Genomic DNA, 19,700 nt, shown 5'->3' with positions numbered 1-19,700 from the left:
CTTCCCCGTGGCCGTCCGCGACGCACTGGTCGCCCTCCTCACTGCAGGGCCCGCCTACGGGTTCCAGCTGCACGGCGAGCTGGCGGCGCGCACGGGCGCTCGCCGCGAGATCAACGTCGGCCAGACGTACGCGACCCTCGACCGGCTGACCTCGCGGAGGCTCATCGAACCCGCGGGCAGCACCGACGACGGGTTGCCCCTGCACCGGCTCACCGACGCCGGTCGCGACGCCGCCGCGGCCTGGCTGGGCGGGGCGGATGCCTCGGGCACCGACCCGTGGGACGAGACCGTCGATCGCGTGCTGATCGCCGCTTCGCTGCCCGGCACGGATCTCGGAGCAGTTCTCGCGGGCGAGCGCGCGAGGTGGATGACCCGGCGTGACGACTCGGCCGCGCGTGCGGCCGCCCCGGCCGAGGCAGCCGGCGACGGGCTCGCCCGGCTCGCAGCAGCGGCGGAGGTGCAGCGCGCCGACGCCGCGCTGGGCTGGCTGGCCGCGGTGGAGCACGCGGCGCCGGCGCCGTTCGCGCCGTCTGCCGATCGCCCCCGGCGGGGCCGTCGGCCGGGTTCGCGCGCCGCCGCGGCGGGTGTCGGAGCCACTTCCGCCGGCGAGCCCGACGAGTCCGGCCCCTCCCCTCACTCCACGTCGGCGTAGCTGCCCACGACGCGCAGCCCGAGCGGGAACTCCACGGGGAATCCGCCGAACAGCAACCTGCCCGCCTCGACGGCCGTCTCGCGCACCGCTTGGGCCACGCGCTCCGCGTGCTCGGCGGGCGTGTGCACGATGAGCTCGTCGTGCAGGAAGTACACGAGGTGCGGCATCCGCGCGAAGGCGACGCCAGACGCGGCGGCCGGCCGTTCAGCGGGTGCCTGCGCGCCGAGCGCGGCGAGCCGCGCGCGCAGGGCCGCCATCCAGCAGAGCGCCCACTCCGCGGAACTGCCCTGCACGACGAAGTTGCGCGTGAACCGGCCCCATTCTCGCGCCGACGAGCGCGCTCGACGCTCGTCGACGCCGGTCGCCTCGGGATCGGCGGCTCGCGCCTGCCCCTGCCACCAGGTCGCCGGCGGGAGCGGTGACGATCGCCCGAGCAACGTCGTCACGCGCCGGCCGCGCTCGCCATCGGCGGCCGCGCGGTCGACGAGCGCCATGGCGCGCGGATAGGCCCGTGCCAGCCGTGGCACGAGGCGGCCGCTGTCGCCCGAGGTCGCGCCGTACATCGCGCCGAGGATCGCGACCTTCGCCTGTGCCCGGTCGGCGACGACGCCGGACTCGACGAGCCCGGAGTACAGGTCGCGGCCGCGCCCGGCCGCCGCCATCGCCGCGTCGCCCGAAAGACCCGCCAGCACGCGCGGGTCCAGCTGCGCGGCATCGGCGACCACGAGGCACCAGCCCGGGTCGGCGACCACCGCGCGCCGCACCTGCTTCGGCAGCTGCAGCGCCCCGCCGCCCGACGTCGCCCAGCGCCCGGTCGCCGTGCCGCCCGGCACGTACTCCGCCCGGAACCGGCCGTCGGCGACCCATTCCTCGAGCCAGGCCCATCCGTTCGCGCTCAGCAGGCGCGCGAGCTTCTTGTACGCCAGCAACGGCGGGATCGCCGGGTGCTCGAGCTCTTGCAGTTCCCACTTGCCGGTCGAGGCGACGTCGAGCCCCGCGTTGCGCAGCGCCCGCAGCAGGTCCACCTGCGAGTCGAGGTTGAGCGCCGGCGCCTCGAGCGCCGCCCGCACCTCTGCCGCGATCGCGGCCATTCGGGCCGGCTTCGCGCCCGGCGACGGACGCGGGCCGAGTTCGGCCTCGAGCACGCGCTCGTGCACGTCGACGCTCCAGGGCAGGCCGGCGGCCTGCATCTCGACGCCGATCAATGCTCCGGCCGATTCGGCCGCGGCGAGCAGGCGCAGCTTGGCGGGTGCGGCACTCTCGGCGACGAGCGCGTCCTGTCGCGCCAACTCGGCGAGCACCTCGGCGACCGGCGCGAGAGCGGCTCGGCCGGCGCCGGCCGTGGCGCGGACGGGGTCGTCGAGGGCGACATCGGCGTGCACGGCGCCGGCGCCGGCGGAGCGCTCACGGCGGTCGCGCACATCGGGCCTCTCGGGCCCGTCGGTCGACGCATCGGCGGGCGGGACGAGGTCGAACAGCGTGGGCGCGCCGCCCGCGCCCGCGTGGCCGGGCGCGTCGGGGAGCACGCCGGCGGGGGAAGCCGACGCGCCGACGGCGTTCTCGGCCGGCCCTGGGGCGAGCCAGGCCGGGCGCGCCGGGAGGCCGCTGCGCGCGGCCTCGGTCAGCGTCGAGTGCTCGAGGATCGCCCCGACGAGCCGGAGATCGTGGACCCGCTCCACGATCACTCCGACGGCGACCAACTGCGGGTAGCGAACGCGCGTGTCATCCCACACCCATCGAGGGCGAGAGGATTCGAGCTCGCGCACGACCCGCGGGAGTTCGGCGAACGGTACCACCGCGAGGGGTTCGATCACGGTCTGTTCGCCTGCCGGCACGGGGGCGTCGGGCACCGGCACGACCGCCACGCGACCCGCGCCGGCCGCTCCGAGGACGATCCGCACTCCTCCATCGTGCCCGACTCCGCCGACACCGGGATCCGGCCCGGGTGCCGCCGACGCCGTCGTGGCGGCATCAGGGCTGGCGCGAGGCATCCATGTCGGTCGCCGCTGCGAGGATGCCGCCATGCGGAAGCGGGAGGACGGATGACGGCGGTGGCCTTCGCGTGCGGGCACGGCGCACCGGCGGGCGCACCCGGCACGGTGCGGCTGCGGCGCGGATGCCCCGTGTGCATGCTCGTGCACGAGACGCAGCGATCCCGCGAGGAGCTCCTGCGCCGCGTGGCGCCCGGCGAGCGGTCGGCGCTCGCCGTCGAGACGCGCCTCGGCGCCGAGTACGACTGGCGGTGCCGCCGCGGGCACGACCGCTACCGCGCGAGCGTCATGCAGGTGCTGACGGGCACCGGGTGCGAGAAGTGCCGGCTGAGTGCGGTCGCCCCGGCCGCGCTCGCCGAAGCCGGCGTGCCGTTCATGAAGCCCGGCCTCCGCACGCGCACGTCGATGACCGAACAGCGGCTTCGTGCGCTGCTCGACGAGCGCCTCGTGCTCCACCACCGGGTCAATGCCGTGCGCATCGCCCGCACGTTCCACGGCCGCAGCGAGGTCTGGCCCGACATCCTCGTGCCGCAACTGCGCATCGCGATCGAGTACGACGACCCCGGCCGGTCGCGCCGGGCCCACCTCGGCCTGAAGGAGGCGTCCGACCTCGACAAAGACGACGCGCTGCGCGAGGTCGGCTGGGAGGTCATCCGCGTGCGAGGCGGTGGACTCGGTCCGATGGGCCCCTACAGCGTGGCCTGTCGCGCCATCACCGGCGACATCGCCGACGAGGTGGTCCGGCTCATGCGCACGATCCGCGGCGACACCGCCGTCGACGCACTGACGCGCACGCCGACGGCGGCCTCCGGGTACCGCTGAGCGGTCAGGCGCTGCCCTGCTCGGATCGCGAGCCACGCGAGCGGCTACGAGCCGCGAGCAGCGCGAGACCGAGCAGCACGGCGATCGCCGCCACCGTCAGCGGAACCCCGGCAGCGAACCCGGCCGCCGGGAGCGAGCCCGGCGTGTCCGGGGCATCCGCCGTGTTCTGCAACTCGACGGCGACGACCTGGCCGGCGCCGATCGTGATCGTCGGATCGCTCACGGTGACGCCGTCGACCTTCCACACCGGGGTTCCCCATTCGATGTCGGCAACCTCGGGCGGCGCCGCCTCCGTGAAGGTGACGGTCGACCCCAGGGGCAGGTCGCCGACCGTTGCCGGCTCACCGACGCCGACGACGAGCGACTGCTCCGGGCCGTCGTCGACCCGGTAGCCCACGGTGAACTGGGTGCCGGGCGGAACGACCGAGGCGCCGTCACCGGTGATCGCCTTCGTCACGGTGAACCCGCCAGGACCGAACTCCGCGTCGTTCTCGAGCGCGATCTCGACCGTCGTGCCGGTCTCCGCCATGAAGGTCACCCAGCCGTCGGCGTCGGGCGTCACCGGCTCACCATCGATCGTCCACTGCGGCTCTCCCCACTCGACGCCCGGGATCTCGGGCGGCGCGCCCTCACGGGCCCACACCGCGACGCCGGTCGGAAAGCCTGAGGCCTCGACCGGGCGGCCGGTCGTCACCTCCCCGGTGGTCACCGGCCCCTCGGACACCCGGTACTCGATGGGATAAACGGTATCGGCAGGGACGAGGTCTGATGCCGGACCGGTGAGCGTCTTCACGAACGAGAGCGACCCGAACCCGTTCGCCGTGTTGGTGAGTGCGAGCGCCACCGTGCTGCCCGGCTGGACGACGAAGGTCACGTTGCCGGCCGCGTCGGGGACCAGTGGAACACCGTCGACGGTCCACCCGGGCGTTCCCCACGCCACACCGGGTACGTCGGGCAGCGTGCCCTCCCGCACCGTCACGACCGTTCCCGCGGGGATGCCGCCCACGGTGATCACCTCATCGGCCGGGATGGCAGCGGTCGTCTCGGGTCCGCCGTCGAGCGAGTACACGAGCGGGAACTCGAGGCCGTCGGGAAGGACGCTCACACCGTCGCCGATGACGGTCTTCGAGATCGAAACCCACCCGACGGCCTCAGCGGTATTCGTCAACCCGACGGCGATCGTCTCGCCGCCGACCAGGGTGAAGGTGATCTCGCCGTTCTCACCCGGAACGACGGGCTCGCCGCCGACGGTCCACGTCGGCGTACCCCAGGCGATGCCCTCGACCTCGGGCGGCGTCAGCTCCGAGATCGTCACCACATCGCCGGCGACGAGATCGTCGACGAGGGCCGGCTCGTCGGGCCTGATGACCAGGTCGGTCGGTGCGCCGCCGTTCACGGTGTACTCGACGGTGAACTCCTCACCGGAGGGCACGGCGGTGGCACCCGAGCCGGTGAGCGACTTCGTCACGCTGAACCCGGCGGGCACGAGTGCCGCGGTGTCGGTGACCACGAGACTCACCGACGGATGCGTCGAGTCGATCGTGAACGACGTGTCGCCGCTCCAGGAGACCTCGCTCCACGCGAGCTCCGGCGGGAGTGCCGCGTCGTCGGGCGGCAACTCGTAGACTGCGACGCGCGTTCCGAACGGGAAGTCGACGCCGGGCGAGACCGGCGTGCCGTCGGGGCTCAACTCGAGTAGGCCCGACGACAACGTGCCGTCGGGAGCGAGCGCCAGGTACCGGACCTCGAACACCGTGCCCGGTGCGAGCGCCGACGCTTCGACGCCCGCGAGCTCCTTCGCCACGGAGAATGTGCCCGAATCGACCGGGGCGTCGCAGGGCAGGCCGCCGGCGAACAGGTACGAGTGCACCTCACCGCCGGCGATCATCACGGAGTTCGCGATGATCTGGCCGTCCCAGGGTTGCGCGATGATGCTGAGATCGGCGTTCGGCGCGTAGATCGAGCCGTCACCGCGACCGTCGGTGCTGAACGCGACCGGGCCGCTGACCTGCGACAGGTCCCAGAGCACGTACGGCGAGTAGGTTCCCTCGGGGTCGATCGCCGGCGGCAGGATCGACGTGGTGCCCGGCTCGACGTGGATGACGAGCGGGTTCGAGGGGCCGGGCGTGCCGTCGGAGAACTGCAGCAGGCGGGCACCGGCGATGTCGGCGTACTGCACGATGTTCGGCTGGTCGGGCGACAGCGTGCCCAGCACGATCCGGTCACCGGCATCCTCGGCGATCTCGACGGGGTACCCGTTCGGGCTCTCAGGGTCGATGATGTCGATGAGGCACTGGTCGATCTCGTCTTCGCGTGCCTGGGCGTTCGCCTGGACGTAGCTCGCGACCACGGAGGCCGTGTCTTCACCGGTGTCGTACGTGTAGATGCTGCCGTCGCCGGCCGAGCTCGTCGGGGGCTGCGCGTCGTCGGGATACTCCTGGTTCTGCGCATCGATCAGGGGTGGCGTGTCCGAGCCCTGCGCGAGCGCGTACCGCAACCACGACGCGCGCGTGAAGGAGGTGAACGGGGTCGTGCGGTCGACGAGCTTCAGGTCGCCGACCTGTGCCGGCTCGGTGGCGCCGGCACTCGTGATCTCGACACGACCCGAGTTCGTGGCGGGATTCGGGTCGTACGACCCGGCGAGCACGCGCGTCGGGTCGCCGTCGATGGTGGGCAGCACGTAGCTGCCGGTGCCGGCGATCACGTGTGCGAACTGGTAGGAGGCCTGCTGGGTCACCCGGAGCTGGTCGCCGACCGCGATGCTGCCCTCGAACTCGGTGTTGGCGAGCACGGCGTCGTCGATCGCGTAGACGGTGAATCCGCCCGACAGGGTGAACGGGTTCACGCCGACCATGCCGGCCGGCAGGGCGGCCCGCACCGCCGCGGTCCGTGGTGCGGATGCCGCCGGCTCCGCCGATGCGGTCGCCGTCGCCCAGGTTCCTGCCAGTACGGCCACCCCGACGGCTGCGATCAGTCCACGCCAGCGACGCTTCCCCATTGGTCCCCCCGGAACAGGTGCACCGTCTGCGCGACGTCGATGGGCCGGCGCCGTCTGCGGATACCCCGTGCCAAGCCAATCACACTCGGCGCCGGGCTTCCATCGTCTGGGCGATCGTCGATCGGTGGAGAACTCCGCGCCCCCCTGCGCGATCTTCAGTAGGGTGAGCTCACCCCGAGCCCGGCCCCGGCTCGTCCAACCCACCCGAAAGGCCCGTCGGCGTGCTGCTCCCGTTCCTCATCGTCGGAGGCATCGGCCTCGCCCTCCTCCTGGTCTCGCTCGTCATCGGCGACGTGCTCGACCACCTCGGTGTCGGCGACGGCGCACTCTCGGGCACCGCGCTCGCGGTCGGGCTCGTGGTCTTCGGGGCATCCGGCGCGGTCGTCGCCTCCACCGGACTCGACCTGATCTGGGCGTACGTGCTCTCGATCGCGCTCGCGATCGTCGCCTACGTCGTCTCAGTGCTCGCCATCCGCAGTCTCACGCGCAGCTCCGACGGCATCCCCGCGAGCGCCGTCGGCCTCACCGGCGTGACGACCTCGCCGGTCACCGCTGAGAGCGGCGAGGTCCGACTCGACGGACCGGGCGAGGTCGAGCGGCGGCTCGCCTTCGCCGAGACGCCGCTGGCCGCGGGCATCCGCATCCGCGTCGTCGCGCAGGCCGGCGCGCGGGTGAAGGTCGCGGCCGACTGACCGACCACCCGAACACCTCCTCCCTGCTCGATCCCGTTCTCACCCCTCCGGCTCCCCCGCCCTCGACCCTGAAACGAGTCCACTGTGCTGTCCCCCGAATGGATCCAGATCATCGCGGTCGCCGCGGTCGCCGTCGCGATCATCGGCCTGCTCTCCTTCATCGCGCGGCGCATCCGCCGCGTCCCGCCGAACGAGGCGCTCGTCATCGTCGGCCGCGGCGCCGGCAGGCCGGCGGCCGGCGAGGCACCCATCGGCCAGCGAGTCGTGATCGGCGGCCGCACGTTCGTCTGGCCGATCCTGCAGCAGGGCTACGCCATCTCGCTCGAGCAACGCCAGATCGGCATCACCGTCGAGGGCGTCGACAAGAACCGCATCAAGATCGCCATCAAGGCCTCGATCAACTTCAAGGTGTCGGGCACCGAAGACGGCGTCCGCCGTGCCGCGCAGCGCTTCCTCTCGCAACAGGACCTCCTGACCGAGATCACCAAGGAGTCCCTCGAGGGCTCGCTCCGCTCGATCGTCGGCGACATGCCGATCGAGCAGATCATCTCCGACCGCAAGGGCCTCTCCGACCGGGTCGTCGCCGAGACCAAGGCCGATCTGGCCGAGCAGGGCCTGCAGGTCGACCTGCTCAACATCTCCGACATCTCGACGCCCGGCAGCGACTACCTCGCCAACCTCGGTCGCGCCGAGGCCGCCCGCGCCCGCCAGGTCGCCGAGGTCAGCGAGGCCGAGGCCGCCCGCGCGAGCGAGTTCGCCCGCATCGAGGCCGCCGAGCAGATCGCCGAACGCCAGAAGGCGCTGAGCCTCAAGCAGGCCGGCATCAAGGCCGAGACCGACCGGGCGAACGCCGAGGCGGAGGCGGCCGGCATGCTCGCCAAGGCCGAGCAAGACAAGCTCGTCGCGGTGCAGGAGCGCGACGCGCTCTCCGAGCAGGCCCTCGTCACGCAGGAGCGCCTCGACATCGACATCCGCAAGCCCGCCGAGGCCGAGGCGTACGCCGAGGTGCAGCGCGCCAACGCTCAGCGCGACGCCGCGAACGCCGCGACCGAAGCCGACGCCTACAAGCGCACCAAGATCGCCGAGGCCAACAAGGTCGCTGCCGTCCAAGACGCCGAGGCAGCGGCGACGTCCGTTCGCGTCTCCGGCGAGGCCGAGCGCGACCGCCAGGTCGCCCTCGCGGCCGGTATCCGCGCCGAGGGTGAGGCGCGCGCCGCCGCCATCCAGGCCGAGGGCCTCGCCGACGCCACCGCGACCGATGCGAAGGCCCAGGCGCTGAAGAAGTACGGCGAGGCCGCCCTGGCGCAGGAGATCATCTCGCGCCTGCCCGAGATCGTGCGCGCCGCGGCGGAGCCGATCAGCAACATCGACCACCTCACGGTCGTGTCGACCGACGGCGCGAGCGCCGTCACCAAGACGGTCGGTCAGGTCCTCGGCGAGGGCACGCAGGTCGTGAAGTCGCTCACCGGTCTCGATGTCGGAGCGATCCTCGCCGGACTCGCCGGCGGGCAGCTCGCAGCCAAGGCCGAGGTCGCGAAGGACTGACGCGACCCGCGTCGTGAAAGGGGTGGAGGCGCGAGCCTCCACCCCTTCGCCGTATCGTGCGGGGTCCGCAGCCCGTGACGGCAGCCCTGCGCGCCGCCCCGGCGGAGCGCGACTCGGCGACTCAGCGCGTCGCGGCGCCGGCCACCGCGCCGAGGATTCGCGCGGCCTCGGGGAATCGTTCGGGGCTCTCGCCGGAGTAGTTCAGTCGGACGAACGGGCCCGACGCCTCCGCCGGGAACCACTCGGCGCCGGGGGCGATCTCGAGGCCTCGCAGTGAGCATTCCCGTACCACCGCGTCGACGTCCGTGCCGTCTGGCAGGCGCACCCACAGGTTCAGGCCTCCCGATGGCACGGTCTCGACCTGCACGATCGGCGCGTGCTCGCGCAGACTCCCGAGCAGGAGGTCGCGGCGCTCGCGCAACTGCTGCCGGAACCCACGCAGGTGGCCGCTCCAGGCGGGGCGGGTGACGACGTCGAGCGCCGCGGCCTGCAGGTGCCCGCTCACGTACATCGACTCAGCCGCCCGATCGGCGAGGACGCGCTCGCGCGCCGGGCCGCGAGCGATCACCGCGGCCACGCGGAGTGCGGGCGAGACGCTCTTCGTCAGCGAGCGCAGGTAGATGACGTGGCCGTCGTCGTCGTGCGCGGCGATCGGGCGGGGTGCCGCGTCCATGGCGAGGTCGTGGGCCCAGTCGTCCTCGACGAGGAACGCGCCATGCCTGCGGACGATCTCGAGCACGTCGTGGCCCGTCTGGGACGACCATCGCCCGCCCGTCGGGTTGGCGAATCGGGGCTGCGCGTAGAACGCGCGAGCTCCCGTGCGGGCGAGCGCACGCTCGACCTCGTCGGGGTCGGGGCCCGCCGGGCCCGTCGCCACCGGCACCAGCGTCACCCCGGCCTGTTCGGCCGCGAGGATCGCCCCCCAGTAGGTCGGCGATTCGATCAACAACGGATGCCCCGGCCCGACGACGCTGCGGAAGATCGAGCTCAGTCCACTCTGGCTGCCGGAGACGATCAGCGCGTCGCGCGTGGTCGCCGGGGTCACTCCGCGGGCCGCCTCCGCGGCCAGCTCGGACGCGAACCATGCCTGCAGGGCCGGCAGTCCGCCCGCAGGCGATCGGGTCATCGCGGCATCCGTCTTCGCGGCTCGCACCAGCGCCGTGCGCACCAGCGCTTCCGGCAGCAGCTTGCGCGCTGGGTACCCGGAATGCAGTGCGATCGCGTCGGGATTCACCGCCCGCTGTGTGGAGGACAGCGTTGCGACGCGCGACTGCGTCGCCCCGAGTGCCGTGGTCTGCCACCCGTAGTCGGCCGGAAGCGTCGTGCGCGTGGCGCGGACGAAGGTGCCGACACCGGGCCGGCTCTCCACGAGACCGGCTCCGGCGAGACGGCGCATCGCCTTCTGGACCGTGACCGGGCTGGCGCCGTACTCGACCATGAGCGCGCGATTCGACGGCACCTGCGCTCCGGGCGGCGCGGCGGCGATCCAGGCCTCCAGACCGGCGACGATGCGCGCGGTGCTATCGTTGTCCATGACACTACAGAGTAGCGCTATCCTCCCTGCACCGTCGGTGATATCGCGCCGCGCCGGTCTCTGGTGGGGCTTCGTCGGCGTCACCGCCTTCTCGTTCACGCTGCCGTTCACCAAGGTCGCCATCGGCGGGTTCGCTCCCCTGTTCATCGGCTCGGGCCGGGCCGTGGTCGCCGCCGTGCTCGCGGCCGTCGTCCTGACGGCGACCCGCCAGCGCCTGCCGTCGGGGCCGCAGTGGGTGCGCCTCGCCGTCGTCGCGGGCGGAGTGGTCGTCGGATTCCCCGTCCTCACGTCCTTCGCCCTCACGGATGCGCCGGCGAGCCACAGCGCCGTCGTGATCGGCCTGCTGCCGGCGGCGACCGCCGTGATGGCCGTCATCCGCGGGCACGAACGGCCGAGCCGATCGTTCTGGCTCTTCGCGGTGCTCGGTGCGATCGCCGGGGTCGCCTTCGCGTCCCTGCAGGGCGGCGGCCTGGGCGGGGTGCACTGGTCGGACCTCCTGCTGTTCGCCGCCGTGATCGCCGCGGCGATCGGGTACGCCGAGGGCGGCCTGCTCGCCCGCGAGATCGGATCGTGGCAGACCGTCTCGTGGGCGCTCGTACTCGCCGCTCCGCTGATGATCGCGCTGACGGCCTTCTCGGTCGCACAGCAACCACCCACGGCCGACGCCGTCGAGTGGCTCGCGTTCGCCTACCTCGCGGTGGTGAGCATGTTCCTCGGCTTCTTCGCCTGGTACCGCGGCCTCGCGATCGGGCCGATGGCGCAGGTCAGCCAGGTGCAGCTGATCCAGCCCGTGATGGGCATCCTCTGGGCGGCGCTCATCCTCCGCGAGGCGGTCACCTGGCAGACCCTGCTCGGCGGCCTCGCCGTCATCGCCTGCGCGGGCCTCGCGGTGCGCACCCGGCTCACTCCCGGAGCACCGTGATTCATGCCGATATCACACCGGGCGGGCGCGCGCCGCCCCGTGGAAGTTCCGGCCCGGCCCTGCGACGGTGGACGCATGAGCCGAACGACGAACGACGACACCGTCTCGATCCTCACCCGCGGCTACGACTTCGGTTCGAGCATCTGGCGGCGGACCCGCGACGTGCCGATGCGACTGCTCGGACGCGACGCACTGCTCGTGCGCGGGACCGAGGGCGTCGCGCTGTTCTACGACGACGCGCGGATCGCGCGCCACGGCGCCATGCCGGCGATCGTGCAGGAGACCCTCTTCGGCCACGGATCGGTGCACAGCCTCGACGGCGCGGAGCACCGGCATCGCAAGGCGACCTTCGTCGACGTCGCCTACGAGGACCGCCAGGTCGAGCGACTGGTGCCGCTCCTCGACCGGGAATGGCACCTCGAACTCGACGCCTGGATCCGCGGCGGTCGCCGAACCGCCTACGACGCGGCGGTCGGCGCGTTCGGGCGCGCGAGCATGCGTTGGGCGGGACTGCCGGGAACCGCCGCAGCGAAGACCCGATGGTCGGCGCGACTCGCGCAGATCGTCGACGGCTTCGGGGTGCCCTACTCCCCCGGGTTCCTGCTCGCCGGCGCGAATCGGCTGTGGTCCGACCGGCACGCGCAGCGCCTGGTCGAGGCGGTACGCGCCGGCGCCCTCGATGCCGAAGGGGGAACCGCGCTGCACGCGTGGTCATGGCACCGCGACGCGGAGGGCGACCTGCTCCCGGCCCGGCTCGCCGGCGTCGAACTGCAGAACAGCATCCGCCCGATGATCGCGGTCGCGCGACTCGTCGCGTTCGCCGCGAAGGAGTTGCACGATCGTCCCGAGTGGCGTGCGCGCGTCGCCGCGGAGGCATCCGACCGCGGAACCCTGGTGGGCGGCCCACTGGCGACCATGTTCGCGCAGGAGATCCGGCGCACCGCGCCGTTCGTGCCGATGCTCCCCGGCTGGGCGACCACCGACGTCGAGCTCGACGGCGAGACCCTCCGAGCCGGCGGCCGGGTCGTGCTCGACATCCTGGGCACCGACACCGAAGACCGCTCCTGGGAGCGCCCGCACGCGTTCGATCCCGAGCGGTTCCGAGGAGTCGACGACGTCGAATCGATGCCGGCGTTCATCCCCCACGGCGGCGCCGGCGTCGCCACCGGTCACCGCTGCCCGGGCGAGAAGCTCGCGGTGGCCGGGCTCACGGCCGCCGTCGCCGCCCTGAGCGATCCGCGCGTCACGGTCCGCAGCGACGGACTCGACGTGAATCGTCGCCGACTGCCGACCAAGCCCGCCTCGGGCGGTCGTGTCGGAACCGTCGAAGCGCGATCGCGGTGTCCGCTCCATTGAGCGGCATCCGGTCGGATGCGACCGACCAGAGCGCAGCCGGTCTTCAGGACCGTCCCGAGCCCGTTAGCGTAGCGAACGTGAATTCGCCTCTCAGCGCCGTCATCGTCGGCCGCCTCGGACACCTGAGCCTCAATCGCCCGGATTCGATCAACGCGATCGACCTCGCCATGATGCAGGCGATGACGGAGACCCTCGACACGTGGGCCGACGATCCCGCCGTCTCGGCGGTGCTCCTCGACGGCGTGGGCGACTACGGGTTCTGCGCGGGCGGCGACTTCCGCGAGATCCTGTCGAAGGCCGCCGAGGGCATGACGATCGGCTCGGTGTTCTTCCGCAACGAGTACCGGTTGATCGCGAAGCTCGCGGAGTACCCGAAGCCGGTCGTGTCGATCATGCACGGCATGACCATGGGCGGCGGCATCTCACTCGCGGGCCACGCGTCCACGCGGGTCGTGACCGACGGGGTGAAGCTCGGACAGCCCGAGACGGGCTATGGGTTCGTGCCCGACGGCGGCGCGACGTGGCGGCTTGCGCGCACCCCGGGCGAACTCGGCACCTATCTCGCGCTCAACTCGGTCGACCTCACGGCCGGCGACGCGATCGCGCTCGGCTTCGCCGACGTGATGGTGCCGACCGAGCGCATCGGCGAACTGACGACGGCGCTCGAGGCTGCCGACGATGTGACCGCACCCGACGAGATCGTCCGGCGATTCGCGTCCGGTGCCGGTGCCGGTGCCGGTGCCGGTGCCGGTGCCGCGACCGTGCTCGACCGGCGCGACTGGATCGATGCGTGCTACTCGGCCGGCACGGTCGAGGCGATCCTCGAGCGGCTGTGGGCGTTCTCCAACGGCGAGGAGGTCGACGGGCTGCGCGCCGCCGACTCCAGCGACCCGGATGCCGCCGCGAACGCGGCCACGGCCGCCGACACGCTGCTGCGGCTGTCGCCGACCGCACTCGTCGCGACCCTGCGATCGGTGCGTGCCGCGCGTGACGGAGAGACGCTGCGCGAGGCCCTCGAACGCGAGCTCCGGCTCGCGCGCTGGTTCACCACGCAACCCGACCTGTTCACCGGCGTGCAGGCGCTCGTCGCGCAGAACACCAACACACTCCATCAGGGCTCCGTGCCCGACTGGAAGCCCGCGGACCTCGCCGACGTCGACCTCACCGACATCATCGCGGCGATGGAGACCCAGCTCCGCCACAGCGTGTTCCCCCGTGGCCTCGGCATTCCCGAGGAGGCGACCGAGGCGTAGCCGCAGGTGGGACCGCAGGCGTAGCCGCACGCGGGGCCGCAGGCGTGGCCGCGCGTCGACCACGACCTGGATCGGCGTCAGCGCTCGCCGTTCTGCTCGCGCCCCTCGGCCAGGTAGGCCAGGCGCCGGAGCGTCTCCCGGTTCCGCACGGAGAGCAGCGGGTCCGTGAGGAATCTCGGAACCCAGCTCCCCGGCCCTTCGACGGCTTCCTCCTGGATGCGCACGACGCAGCCCGAATCGCGCGGGCGAGCGTCGACCGTCACGCAGGCTTCGCCGATCGGCCAGCCCTTCGCGCGGACCACCGCCCGATGCGGCGGATGCCACTCCACGCTGACGGTCTCGTCATCGATGAGCAACGGCCAGACGCCGACCGAGTGGTGCAGCCGGCTTCCCTCGCTCGGCCAGGACGCATCGACGTCACGCATGCGCGACGCGCCGACGACCCAGCCCGGGTAGAGCCAGCCGTCGGCGAGCACGTCGAACACCGCTCGCGGCGAACAGGTCATGGCTCGGACATTGACAGACACAGGCGCCCCCGGTTCGTGCGAATCAGCTGTTCGGGCCCTGGGCCTCGTTCGCCCCGTCCCGGATGACCGATTGTCGGCGCCGAGGCGCGCCGCGGCAATCCCCTTGACCGGGACAGCGGAAAGAGCCCGGCGGCACACGGTCTCAGCCGTATGCCGCCGGGCTCCCGATCAGGTGGTCAGCGGCCCGGCCACACCGTGGCGTCGAGGTCGGGCAGCGTGCCCGGGCTCAGCTTCTCGGTGTCCTTCGCCGTGAGGTGACCCGGACCGAATCCGGCCATGGGACCCGAGACGGGGAGGTTCAGCTTCGAGTCGCCGAGGCTGACCGTGTAGGTCGTCGCCGCGGTGTCGACGGGCAGGACCCCGTTGCGGCTCCCGCTGATCACGAGCCCGAGCTGGTGGCCGGCCGGGACGACGACGTCGTTGGCCGCCAGTTCGACGGTGACGTCGTGGTTGCCGGCACCGTCGAGGCGAGCCCAGCCCCGAGCGAGCACCTGCAGCTCGGTGCTCGCGATGCGCTTGCCGACCTCCTTGTAGCAGGCGTCGTCGGTCGCGGTCGCCGGACCCCAGCAGGTCTCCGTGTCCAGCGTCTGCGCGCCGTCACCGGAGGCGCTGATGCGATCCATCACGCCGTAGTCGACCAGCATGACCGACACCTGGCCGACCGGGGCGGTGTGCGTGACGTCGAGGTCGACGGTCGGCGTGCCAGAGATCCGGAGGTCGTGCTTGGTCGTGCCGGTGAGGAACTGCAGGCGGTTGGCGTTGTCGCCGATCCTGATCGCGTTCGCCTCGCTCAGCGACGTCGAGTTGATGTAGCTGGCCGTCGAGCGGTCCTTCCGGCCCAGCATCATCGTGCCGTCGGAGTGCAGGTTCAGCGACTGCGTGCGGGCCGAGGCGATCGGCCACGTCGGCGAGTGCTCCCACCGGTTCGGCGCCGTCTCGACGCTCACCGCGGGCTCGCGGTCGATGCCGTTGTCGATGTCCATGAGCTCGTGGTCGAACCAGCGGTGCAGCGTCTCGACCCACAGGGCGCGCTCCGAGTCGAAGGGGTCGACGTGTCCGAGGCGGGTGAGCCACATCTTACGGAGCACCCCCTGCTCGCCGAGGTCCTCCCACCACTTCGAGGCGTTCATGGTCTTGACGTTGGTGTCCTGCAACCCGTGCATGATGAAGACGCTCGCCGTGACCTTGGAGACGTCGTAGTAGCTGCCCGCCCGGTAGTCGCGCTCGGCCCAGAAATCGGTGTACGCCCCGGTCTCGTCACCGTCGTTGGCGTTCATCCAGTCCAGTCGCGCCGAGCAGTCGGTCGCGATGGTGCGGTTGGATGCCACGGAACGCGAGAGGCTGCTCGGGTAATTGATGGACTTCACCGCACCCTGCCAGCGGTTGTAGTCGTACCACGAGCTGATCGCGCTGATCGGGACGATCGTCTCGAGGTTCTCGACACCCGTCGCGGCGACGCCGTTGGCCAGGGTCCCGTCGTAGGACTTGCCGATCATGCCGGTCTTGCCGTTGCTCCAGTCCGCTTCGACGACCGCGCCGCTCGCGTCATGCGCGGTGCCCTTGCCGTCCAGCCACTCCACGACGGCCTTGACCGACTCGATGTCCGAACGGCCTCCCTCGTCGGTGCAGCCGGTCGAACGTGCCGTGCCCGCCATGTCGACGGCGACGAACGCGTAGCCGCGCGGCACGAAGTAGTTGTCGTAGTAGAGCGGGAACTTCACGAGGTTGCCGTCGGCGTCGTACTGCTTGCGCTCGGCCTCGTTGCCGCGCCCTGAGCTCAGGTAGTAGGGGCTGGCATCCATGATGATGGGGACTCGCGCAGTGCCGTCGAGTTCCCGGGGCCGGATGATGTCGGCGGCGACCTGCTCCTCGTCACCGTCGCCGTCGAGATCGGGGGCGGTGACCCACACCGTCTCCCGAATGGCGCCGGCGTAGTCGTAGATCGGAGCGGTGACGTTGTCGACGAGGCTGACCGGTGGGTTGTCCTCCGGTGCCGCGTTGGCCACCCCCGACCCGACGAGTACGAGCGGGGCGGCGATGACCACCGAGCCTGCGTAGGCGAGAATCCTGGATTTCACTGAGGTCCTTCCGTCGGAGGACAGCGGTTTCCCGGTCGCGGGAACACCACCGTCCGAAAAAGGGCGAAGTTGCTTCCTGCATTGCCGTACTGGGACGTCGAACGCTCGCGCCCTTCGGCTCGAGAGAAGCCGAAGGCCGCACTGATATCCCGGCCGCTCCGGTGGATTCCGGCGTGGGTGCGGTCACTCAGGAACCTACGGCGCGCCAGGAGATTGATCAACGAACCCGAACGACATTCGACAATCGTCGACGCTGCGTGCGTTCGGGAGCGACCGGTGTCGATCGGGATGCCTCGATCCGAGCGGTACCCGTGACGGATGGTTGACGTCGAGCCGTCCCCGAAGCTCCGCGGGCACCGTGGAGCATTCGGTCAGCCCGCGCATGAGAGACTGTCTTGGTTCGTGCACCGACCCATGGGGAGATCATGACCGACAACCGACCCGACCTGAGCGGCGACTGGGACCTGGACCCCTCGCACACTCGCATCGGCTTCTCGGCCAAGCACGCCATGGTGGCGAACGTCCGCGGCGCCTTCAACGACGTGACCGGCACCCTGCACGTCGACTTCGACGATCCCGACAAGTCGACCGCCGAGATCGTGCTCAAGGTCGCCAGTGTCGACAGCCGCAACACCCAACGCGACGACCACCTGCGCAGCGCCGACTTCTTCAACGCCGAGAAATGGCCCGACATCGTCTTCAAGAGCACCCGCATCGAGGAGGTCGGCGACAACGCCCTCGTGGTCTCGGGCGACCTGACGATTCGCGACATCACGAAGCCGATCACCATCCCGATCGAGTTCACCGGCGTGGAGACCGACGCCTTCGGCGCACTGCGTGCCGGATTCGAGGGCACGCGGCGCATCGACCGCCGGGAATACGGGCTGGAGTGGAACATGGCGCTCGACTCGGGCGGTTGGCTCGTGTCGGAGAAGATCACGCTCGAGTTCGAGATCTCGGCGATCAAGCGCGACACCGACGGAGAACAGGCCGCCTGAGGCGGGGCCGCGCAGACCGCCGGCCGGTTGCGGCTCAGGGCGCCGGTACGGCGCGCGCCGCGTCAGCTCAGTCGGCCCGCCGGGCGAGGATCGCCGCCTGCGCCCGCTGGCCGACGGTTTTCCTGACATGGGATTCGAGCACGTCGAAACCGGCGGCACGCAGTTCTTCACCGAGCGCTTCGACGGACCAGCGATACGCACGGATGACGGCGTGGTCGAACGGCTCGACGGCCGGGCCCTCGAAGAACCCCACGAGCAGGGTGCCTCCGGCTGCGAGCGAACGATGGAACTCGGCCAGCGGCTCGCTGATCGCGGCCGGATCATGGTGGATGAGCGAGTACCACGAGAGAACTCCGCCGAGCGTTTCCGAGTCGCAGCCGAGATGCTCGAGCGCGCCGACCTCGAACTCCACGTCCGGATACTCACGTCTGGCCCGTTCGATGAACTCGGGCACCTGATCGACACCGCGTACGGTGAGCCCGATTCCGGCGAGGAAGTCCGTCCATTGGCCCGGACCGCAGCCGGCGTCGATAACCGGGCCGTCGACTCCGCTCGCCCAGGTGGAGACGAGTTGACGATCCGATGGGTGCACGGCCTCCATCGTGCCGAACAGGTCGATGTACTCGAGCGCCCGCTGGGAGTACGCGTCGCCCACCTCGCTGATCACGCTCAGGAGTCTAGGTGGCGCCGAAGCGTTGCCAGCGCCGTACGTCGGCCCGCGAGGCGGAAGGGACGTGAAACCGTGGCCACGTGGTCGTCCCCGGCGAGCCGCGCACCGCATCACCGCGCCGCGAGCGCGGCCAACTCGGCTCGGGATCGAGTGCCTGACTTCAGGAGCAGGTTCGAAACGTGGAACTTGACGGTGTTCTCGCTGATCCCGAGTTCATTGGCGATCTCCCGGTTTCGCGCGCCTGAGGCGAGAAGCTTCAGGACCTCGCGTTCGCGCGCGGAGAGCGCGACGGTATCCGTCAGCGGATCGGGCGACGTCGGAGGGTCGAGCGGCAACCGGATGTCGATGGTCGAGCCCCAGCCGAGCGTGGAGTGCACGTTCATCTCTCCGTCGAGCGCGCTCACTCGTTCGACCATGGGTCGAAGCGTGTCGTCGTAGGCGCTGAGTTCTCCGCGACCGTCGTCGCGGATGCCGACGAGGAGATTGAGGCCGTCGCAGTCCCATTGGATTCGAACCCGTCGGCACTCGCCCTGGTCGACGAGGGCCAGCACCGCACCCCGGACGATCGCGCGCGCCGCGTGGGCGACCTCGCCGGGCAGGGCACGGCCCGTCGCCGGCGGTTCGACGAACTGCACGTCCAGGTCGCTGAATCGGACGAGCGGGCGAAGGTCGTTCTGCAGTCGTGCGAATGCGCCGACCGCCGGTTCGAGCATCGCGCTGCGCTGCTCGTCGGTTTCCGTGCGCAGCCCGACGAGTGCGGTCGCCGCAGCATCGACGGCGACGGCCCGCGCCCTCCGATCGTCGAGCCGATCCGATCGGAGCACGGCGAGGATCGACTCGAGAGTGAGAGCGTGCCGGTCGGCTTGCTCCGCGACCGTACGGGCATGTTCGAGGAGGAGCCGGCGCGACGCCGGCATCGGCGAATCGGCTGCGCGAGCAGCGTTGCGACCCTCACCCACGGGATGCCGCCCATCCGTTCGGATAGGGGTGTCCCGACCTTCGGGCGGGCTCATCGGCTGCGCATCGCTCGCACGATGGACCCATGCCTGTCATGGAGATCGATGTCGCTCCCGCCCTCGGCGAGATCCGCGCGGAACTCGACGCATCCCTCGACCGCGTCGCCGGTGCGCAAGACGCTGCGCTGACTTCGGTCGCAGAGTCCATGCTCACCGCTCGTCGCGTGTTCATTCTGGGTGCCGGTCGCACCGGCCTCGCCCTTCGCATGACGGCGATGCGGCTGATGCACCTCGGTCTCGACGTCCACGTCGTCGGCGAGATCACAGCCCCGGCGATCGGTCCTGGTGATCTGCTGCTCACCGCGAGCGGCTCCGGAACGACCGGCGGCATCGTCCGCGCCGCCGAGACGGCCGCCTCCGCCGGAGCCCGGATCGCGGCCATCACGACGGCGCCCCGCTCCCCGCTCTCGTCGATCGCCCACACGGTGGTGCTCGTGCCGGCGGCCGACAAGCTCGACCGCTCTGAGACGACCTCGGCGCAGTATGCGGGAAGCCTGTTCGAGCAGGCCGTGGTCCTCCTCGGCGACGCCCTGTTCCACGCGCTCTGGCAGGCCGGCGGCCAGACGGCCGATGAGCTGTGGGCCCGACACGCCAACCTCGAATGACCCCGCGCCACCTGACCACCACCACAGCACACGAAAGGCAT

At 71.5% G+C, this 19,700-nt stretch carries 16 protein-coding genes; 9 read left to right on the top strand and 7 right to left on the bottom strand.

What is annotated here, in order from left to right; genetic code table 11:
• Positions 1-7: 7 nt before the first annotated feature.
• The gene (locus GE115_RS00370) at positions 8-652 is read left to right on the top strand and encodes a PadR family transcriptional regulator (protein ID WP_312854723.1); all 645 of its coding nucleotides are present in this window, start codon (positions 8-10) and stop codon (positions 650-652) included.
• Here the strand turns inward: GE115_RS00370 and GE115_RS00365 are convergent.
• Positions 634-2,553 (bottom strand): bifunctional 3'-5' exonuclease/DNA polymerase, encoded by a 1,920-nt coding sequence (locus GE115_RS00365; RefSeq protein ID WP_216648727.1) that lies wholly within the window; start codon positions 2,551-2,553, stop codon positions 634-636. The genes GE115_RS00370 and GE115_RS00365 overlap by 19 nt on opposite strands.
• Positions 2,554-2,694: 141 nt before the next feature.
• On the opposite strand from GE115_RS00365, the gene GE115_RS00360 reads away from it, so the two are divergent.
• Entirely contained in the window at positions 2,695-3,465 is a 771-nt protein-coding gene (locus GE115_RS00360) for a putative endonuclease domain-containing protein (protein WP_153682866.1), read from the top strand.
• Between the two features lie 4 nt (positions 3,466-3,469).
• Here GE115_RS00360 and GE115_RS00355 read toward each other — a convergent pair whose 3' ends face one another.
• Positions 3,470-6,421: a DUF5979 domain-containing protein gene (locus tag GE115_RS00355; RefSeq protein WP_172979617.1), complete on the bottom strand. Its 2,952-nt coding sequence runs from the start codon at positions 6,419-6,421 to the stop codon at positions 3,470-3,472.
• Positions 6,422-6,684: 263 nt separating this feature from the next.
• On the opposite strand from GE115_RS00355, the gene GE115_RS00350 reads away from it, so the two are divergent.
• Together GE115_RS00350 and GE115_RS00345 are read left to right on the top strand one after the other, a co-directional pair.
• Positions 6,685-7,155: an NfeD family protein gene (locus GE115_RS00350; protein WP_312854722.1), complete on the top strand. Its 471-nt coding sequence runs from the start codon at positions 6,685-6,687 to the stop codon at positions 7,153-7,155.
• Between the two features lie 84 nt (positions 7,156-7,239).
• On the top strand, positions 7,240-8,700 hold the full coding sequence (locus GE115_RS00345) for a flotillin family protein (RefSeq protein ID WP_312854721.1): 1,461 nt from the start codon (positions 7,240-7,242) through the stop codon (positions 8,698-8,700).
• 121 nt (positions 8,701-8,821) lie between these two features.
• Here GE115_RS00345 and GE115_RS00340 read toward each other — a convergent pair whose 3' ends face one another.
• Positions 8,822-10,234, bottom strand: coding sequence for an aminotransferase-like domain-containing protein (locus tag GE115_RS00340; protein WP_153682864.1), 1,413 nt, complete (start codon positions 10,232-10,234; stop codon positions 8,822-8,824).
• Here GE115_RS00340 and GE115_RS00335 point away from each other — a divergent pair.
• The 3 genes from GE115_RS00335 to GE115_RS00325 all read left to right on the top strand — a co-directional run bounded on the left by GE115_RS00335 (position 10,233) and on the right by GE115_RS00325 (position 13,765).
• Positions 10,233-11,156 carry a DMT family transporter gene (locus GE115_RS00335; RefSeq protein ID WP_153682863.1) on the top strand — a complete coding sequence of 308 codons (924 nt, stop codon included), beginning with the start codon at positions 10,233-10,235 and terminating at the stop codon, positions 11,154-11,156. The two genes, GE115_RS00340 and GE115_RS00335, sit on opposite strands and share 2 nt — an antisense overlap.
• Positions 11,157-11,231: 75 nt before the next feature.
• Positions 11,232-12,512 carry a cytochrome P450 gene (locus GE115_RS00330; RefSeq protein ID WP_153682862.1) on the top strand — a complete coding sequence of 427 codons (1,281 nt, stop codon included), beginning with the start codon at positions 11,232-11,234 and terminating at the stop codon, positions 12,510-12,512.
• 77 nt (positions 12,513-12,589) lie between these two features.
• A complete protein-coding gene (locus tag GE115_RS00325) occupies positions 12,590-13,765 on the top strand; it encodes an enoyl-CoA hydratase/isomerase family protein (protein WP_312854720.1) in 1,176 nt (391 codons plus the stop codon).
• Positions 13,766-13,842: 77 nt separating this feature from the next.
• On the opposite strand, the gene GE115_RS00320 is transcribed toward GE115_RS00325, so the two are convergent.
• Both GE115_RS00320 and GE115_RS00315 read right to left on the bottom strand, forming a co-directional pair.
• Complete coding sequence (locus GE115_RS00320) at positions 13,843-14,292, bottom strand: SRPBCC family protein (protein WP_376765678.1); 450 nt, start codon at positions 14,290-14,292, stop codon at positions 13,843-13,845.
• Between the two features lie 176 nt (positions 14,293-14,468).
• Positions 14,469-16,370, bottom strand: a complete 1,902-nt coding sequence (locus GE115_RS00315) for a CocE/NonD family hydrolase (protein WP_172979616.1) — start codon at positions 16,368-16,370, stop codon at positions 14,469-14,471.
• Positions 16,371-16,795: 425 nt separating this feature from the next.
• On the opposite strand from GE115_RS00315, the gene GE115_RS00310 reads away from it, so the two are divergent.
• Positions 16,796-17,368 carry a YceI family protein gene (locus tag GE115_RS00310; RefSeq protein ID WP_153682859.1) on the top strand — a complete coding sequence of 191 codons (573 nt, stop codon included), beginning with the start codon at positions 16,796-16,798 and terminating at the stop codon, positions 17,366-17,368.
• A gap of 67 nt (positions 17,369-17,435) precedes the next feature.
• Here the strand turns inward: GE115_RS00310 and GE115_RS00305 are convergent, their stop codons facing one another.
• Both GE115_RS00305 and GE115_RS00300 read right to left on the bottom strand, forming a co-directional pair.
• Positions 17,436-17,969, bottom strand: a complete 534-nt coding sequence (locus GE115_RS00305) for a class I SAM-dependent methyltransferase (protein ID WP_246190455.1) — start codon at positions 17,967-17,969, stop codon at positions 17,436-17,438.
• A gap of 179 nt (positions 17,970-18,148) precedes the next feature.
• Complete coding sequence (locus GE115_RS00300; protein WP_312854719.1) at positions 18,149-18,862, bottom strand: helix-turn-helix transcriptional regulator; 714 nt, start codon at positions 18,860-18,862, stop codon at positions 18,149-18,151.
• A 227-nt stretch (positions 18,863-19,089) separates the two neighbouring features.
• Here GE115_RS00300 and hxlB point away from each other — a divergent pair, with 227 nt between their 5' ends.
• Positions 19,090-19,659 carry a 6-phospho-3-hexuloisomerase gene (gene hxlB / locus GE115_RS00295; protein WP_172979658.1) on the top strand — a complete coding sequence of 190 codons (570 nt, stop codon included), beginning with the start codon at positions 19,090-19,092 and terminating at the stop codon, positions 19,657-19,659.
• Positions 19,660-19,700 lie beyond the last annotated feature (41 nt).

This window comes from Agromyces agglutinans (genome assembly GCF_009647605.1).
In the GTDB taxonomy this organism is placed as follows: Bacteria; Actinomycetota; Actinomycetes; order Actinomycetales; family Microbacteriaceae; genus Agromyces; species Agromyces agglutinans.
Note: the sequence above shows the minus strand (reverse complement) of the source record. Positions and strands in the feature narration are given on the sequence as shown.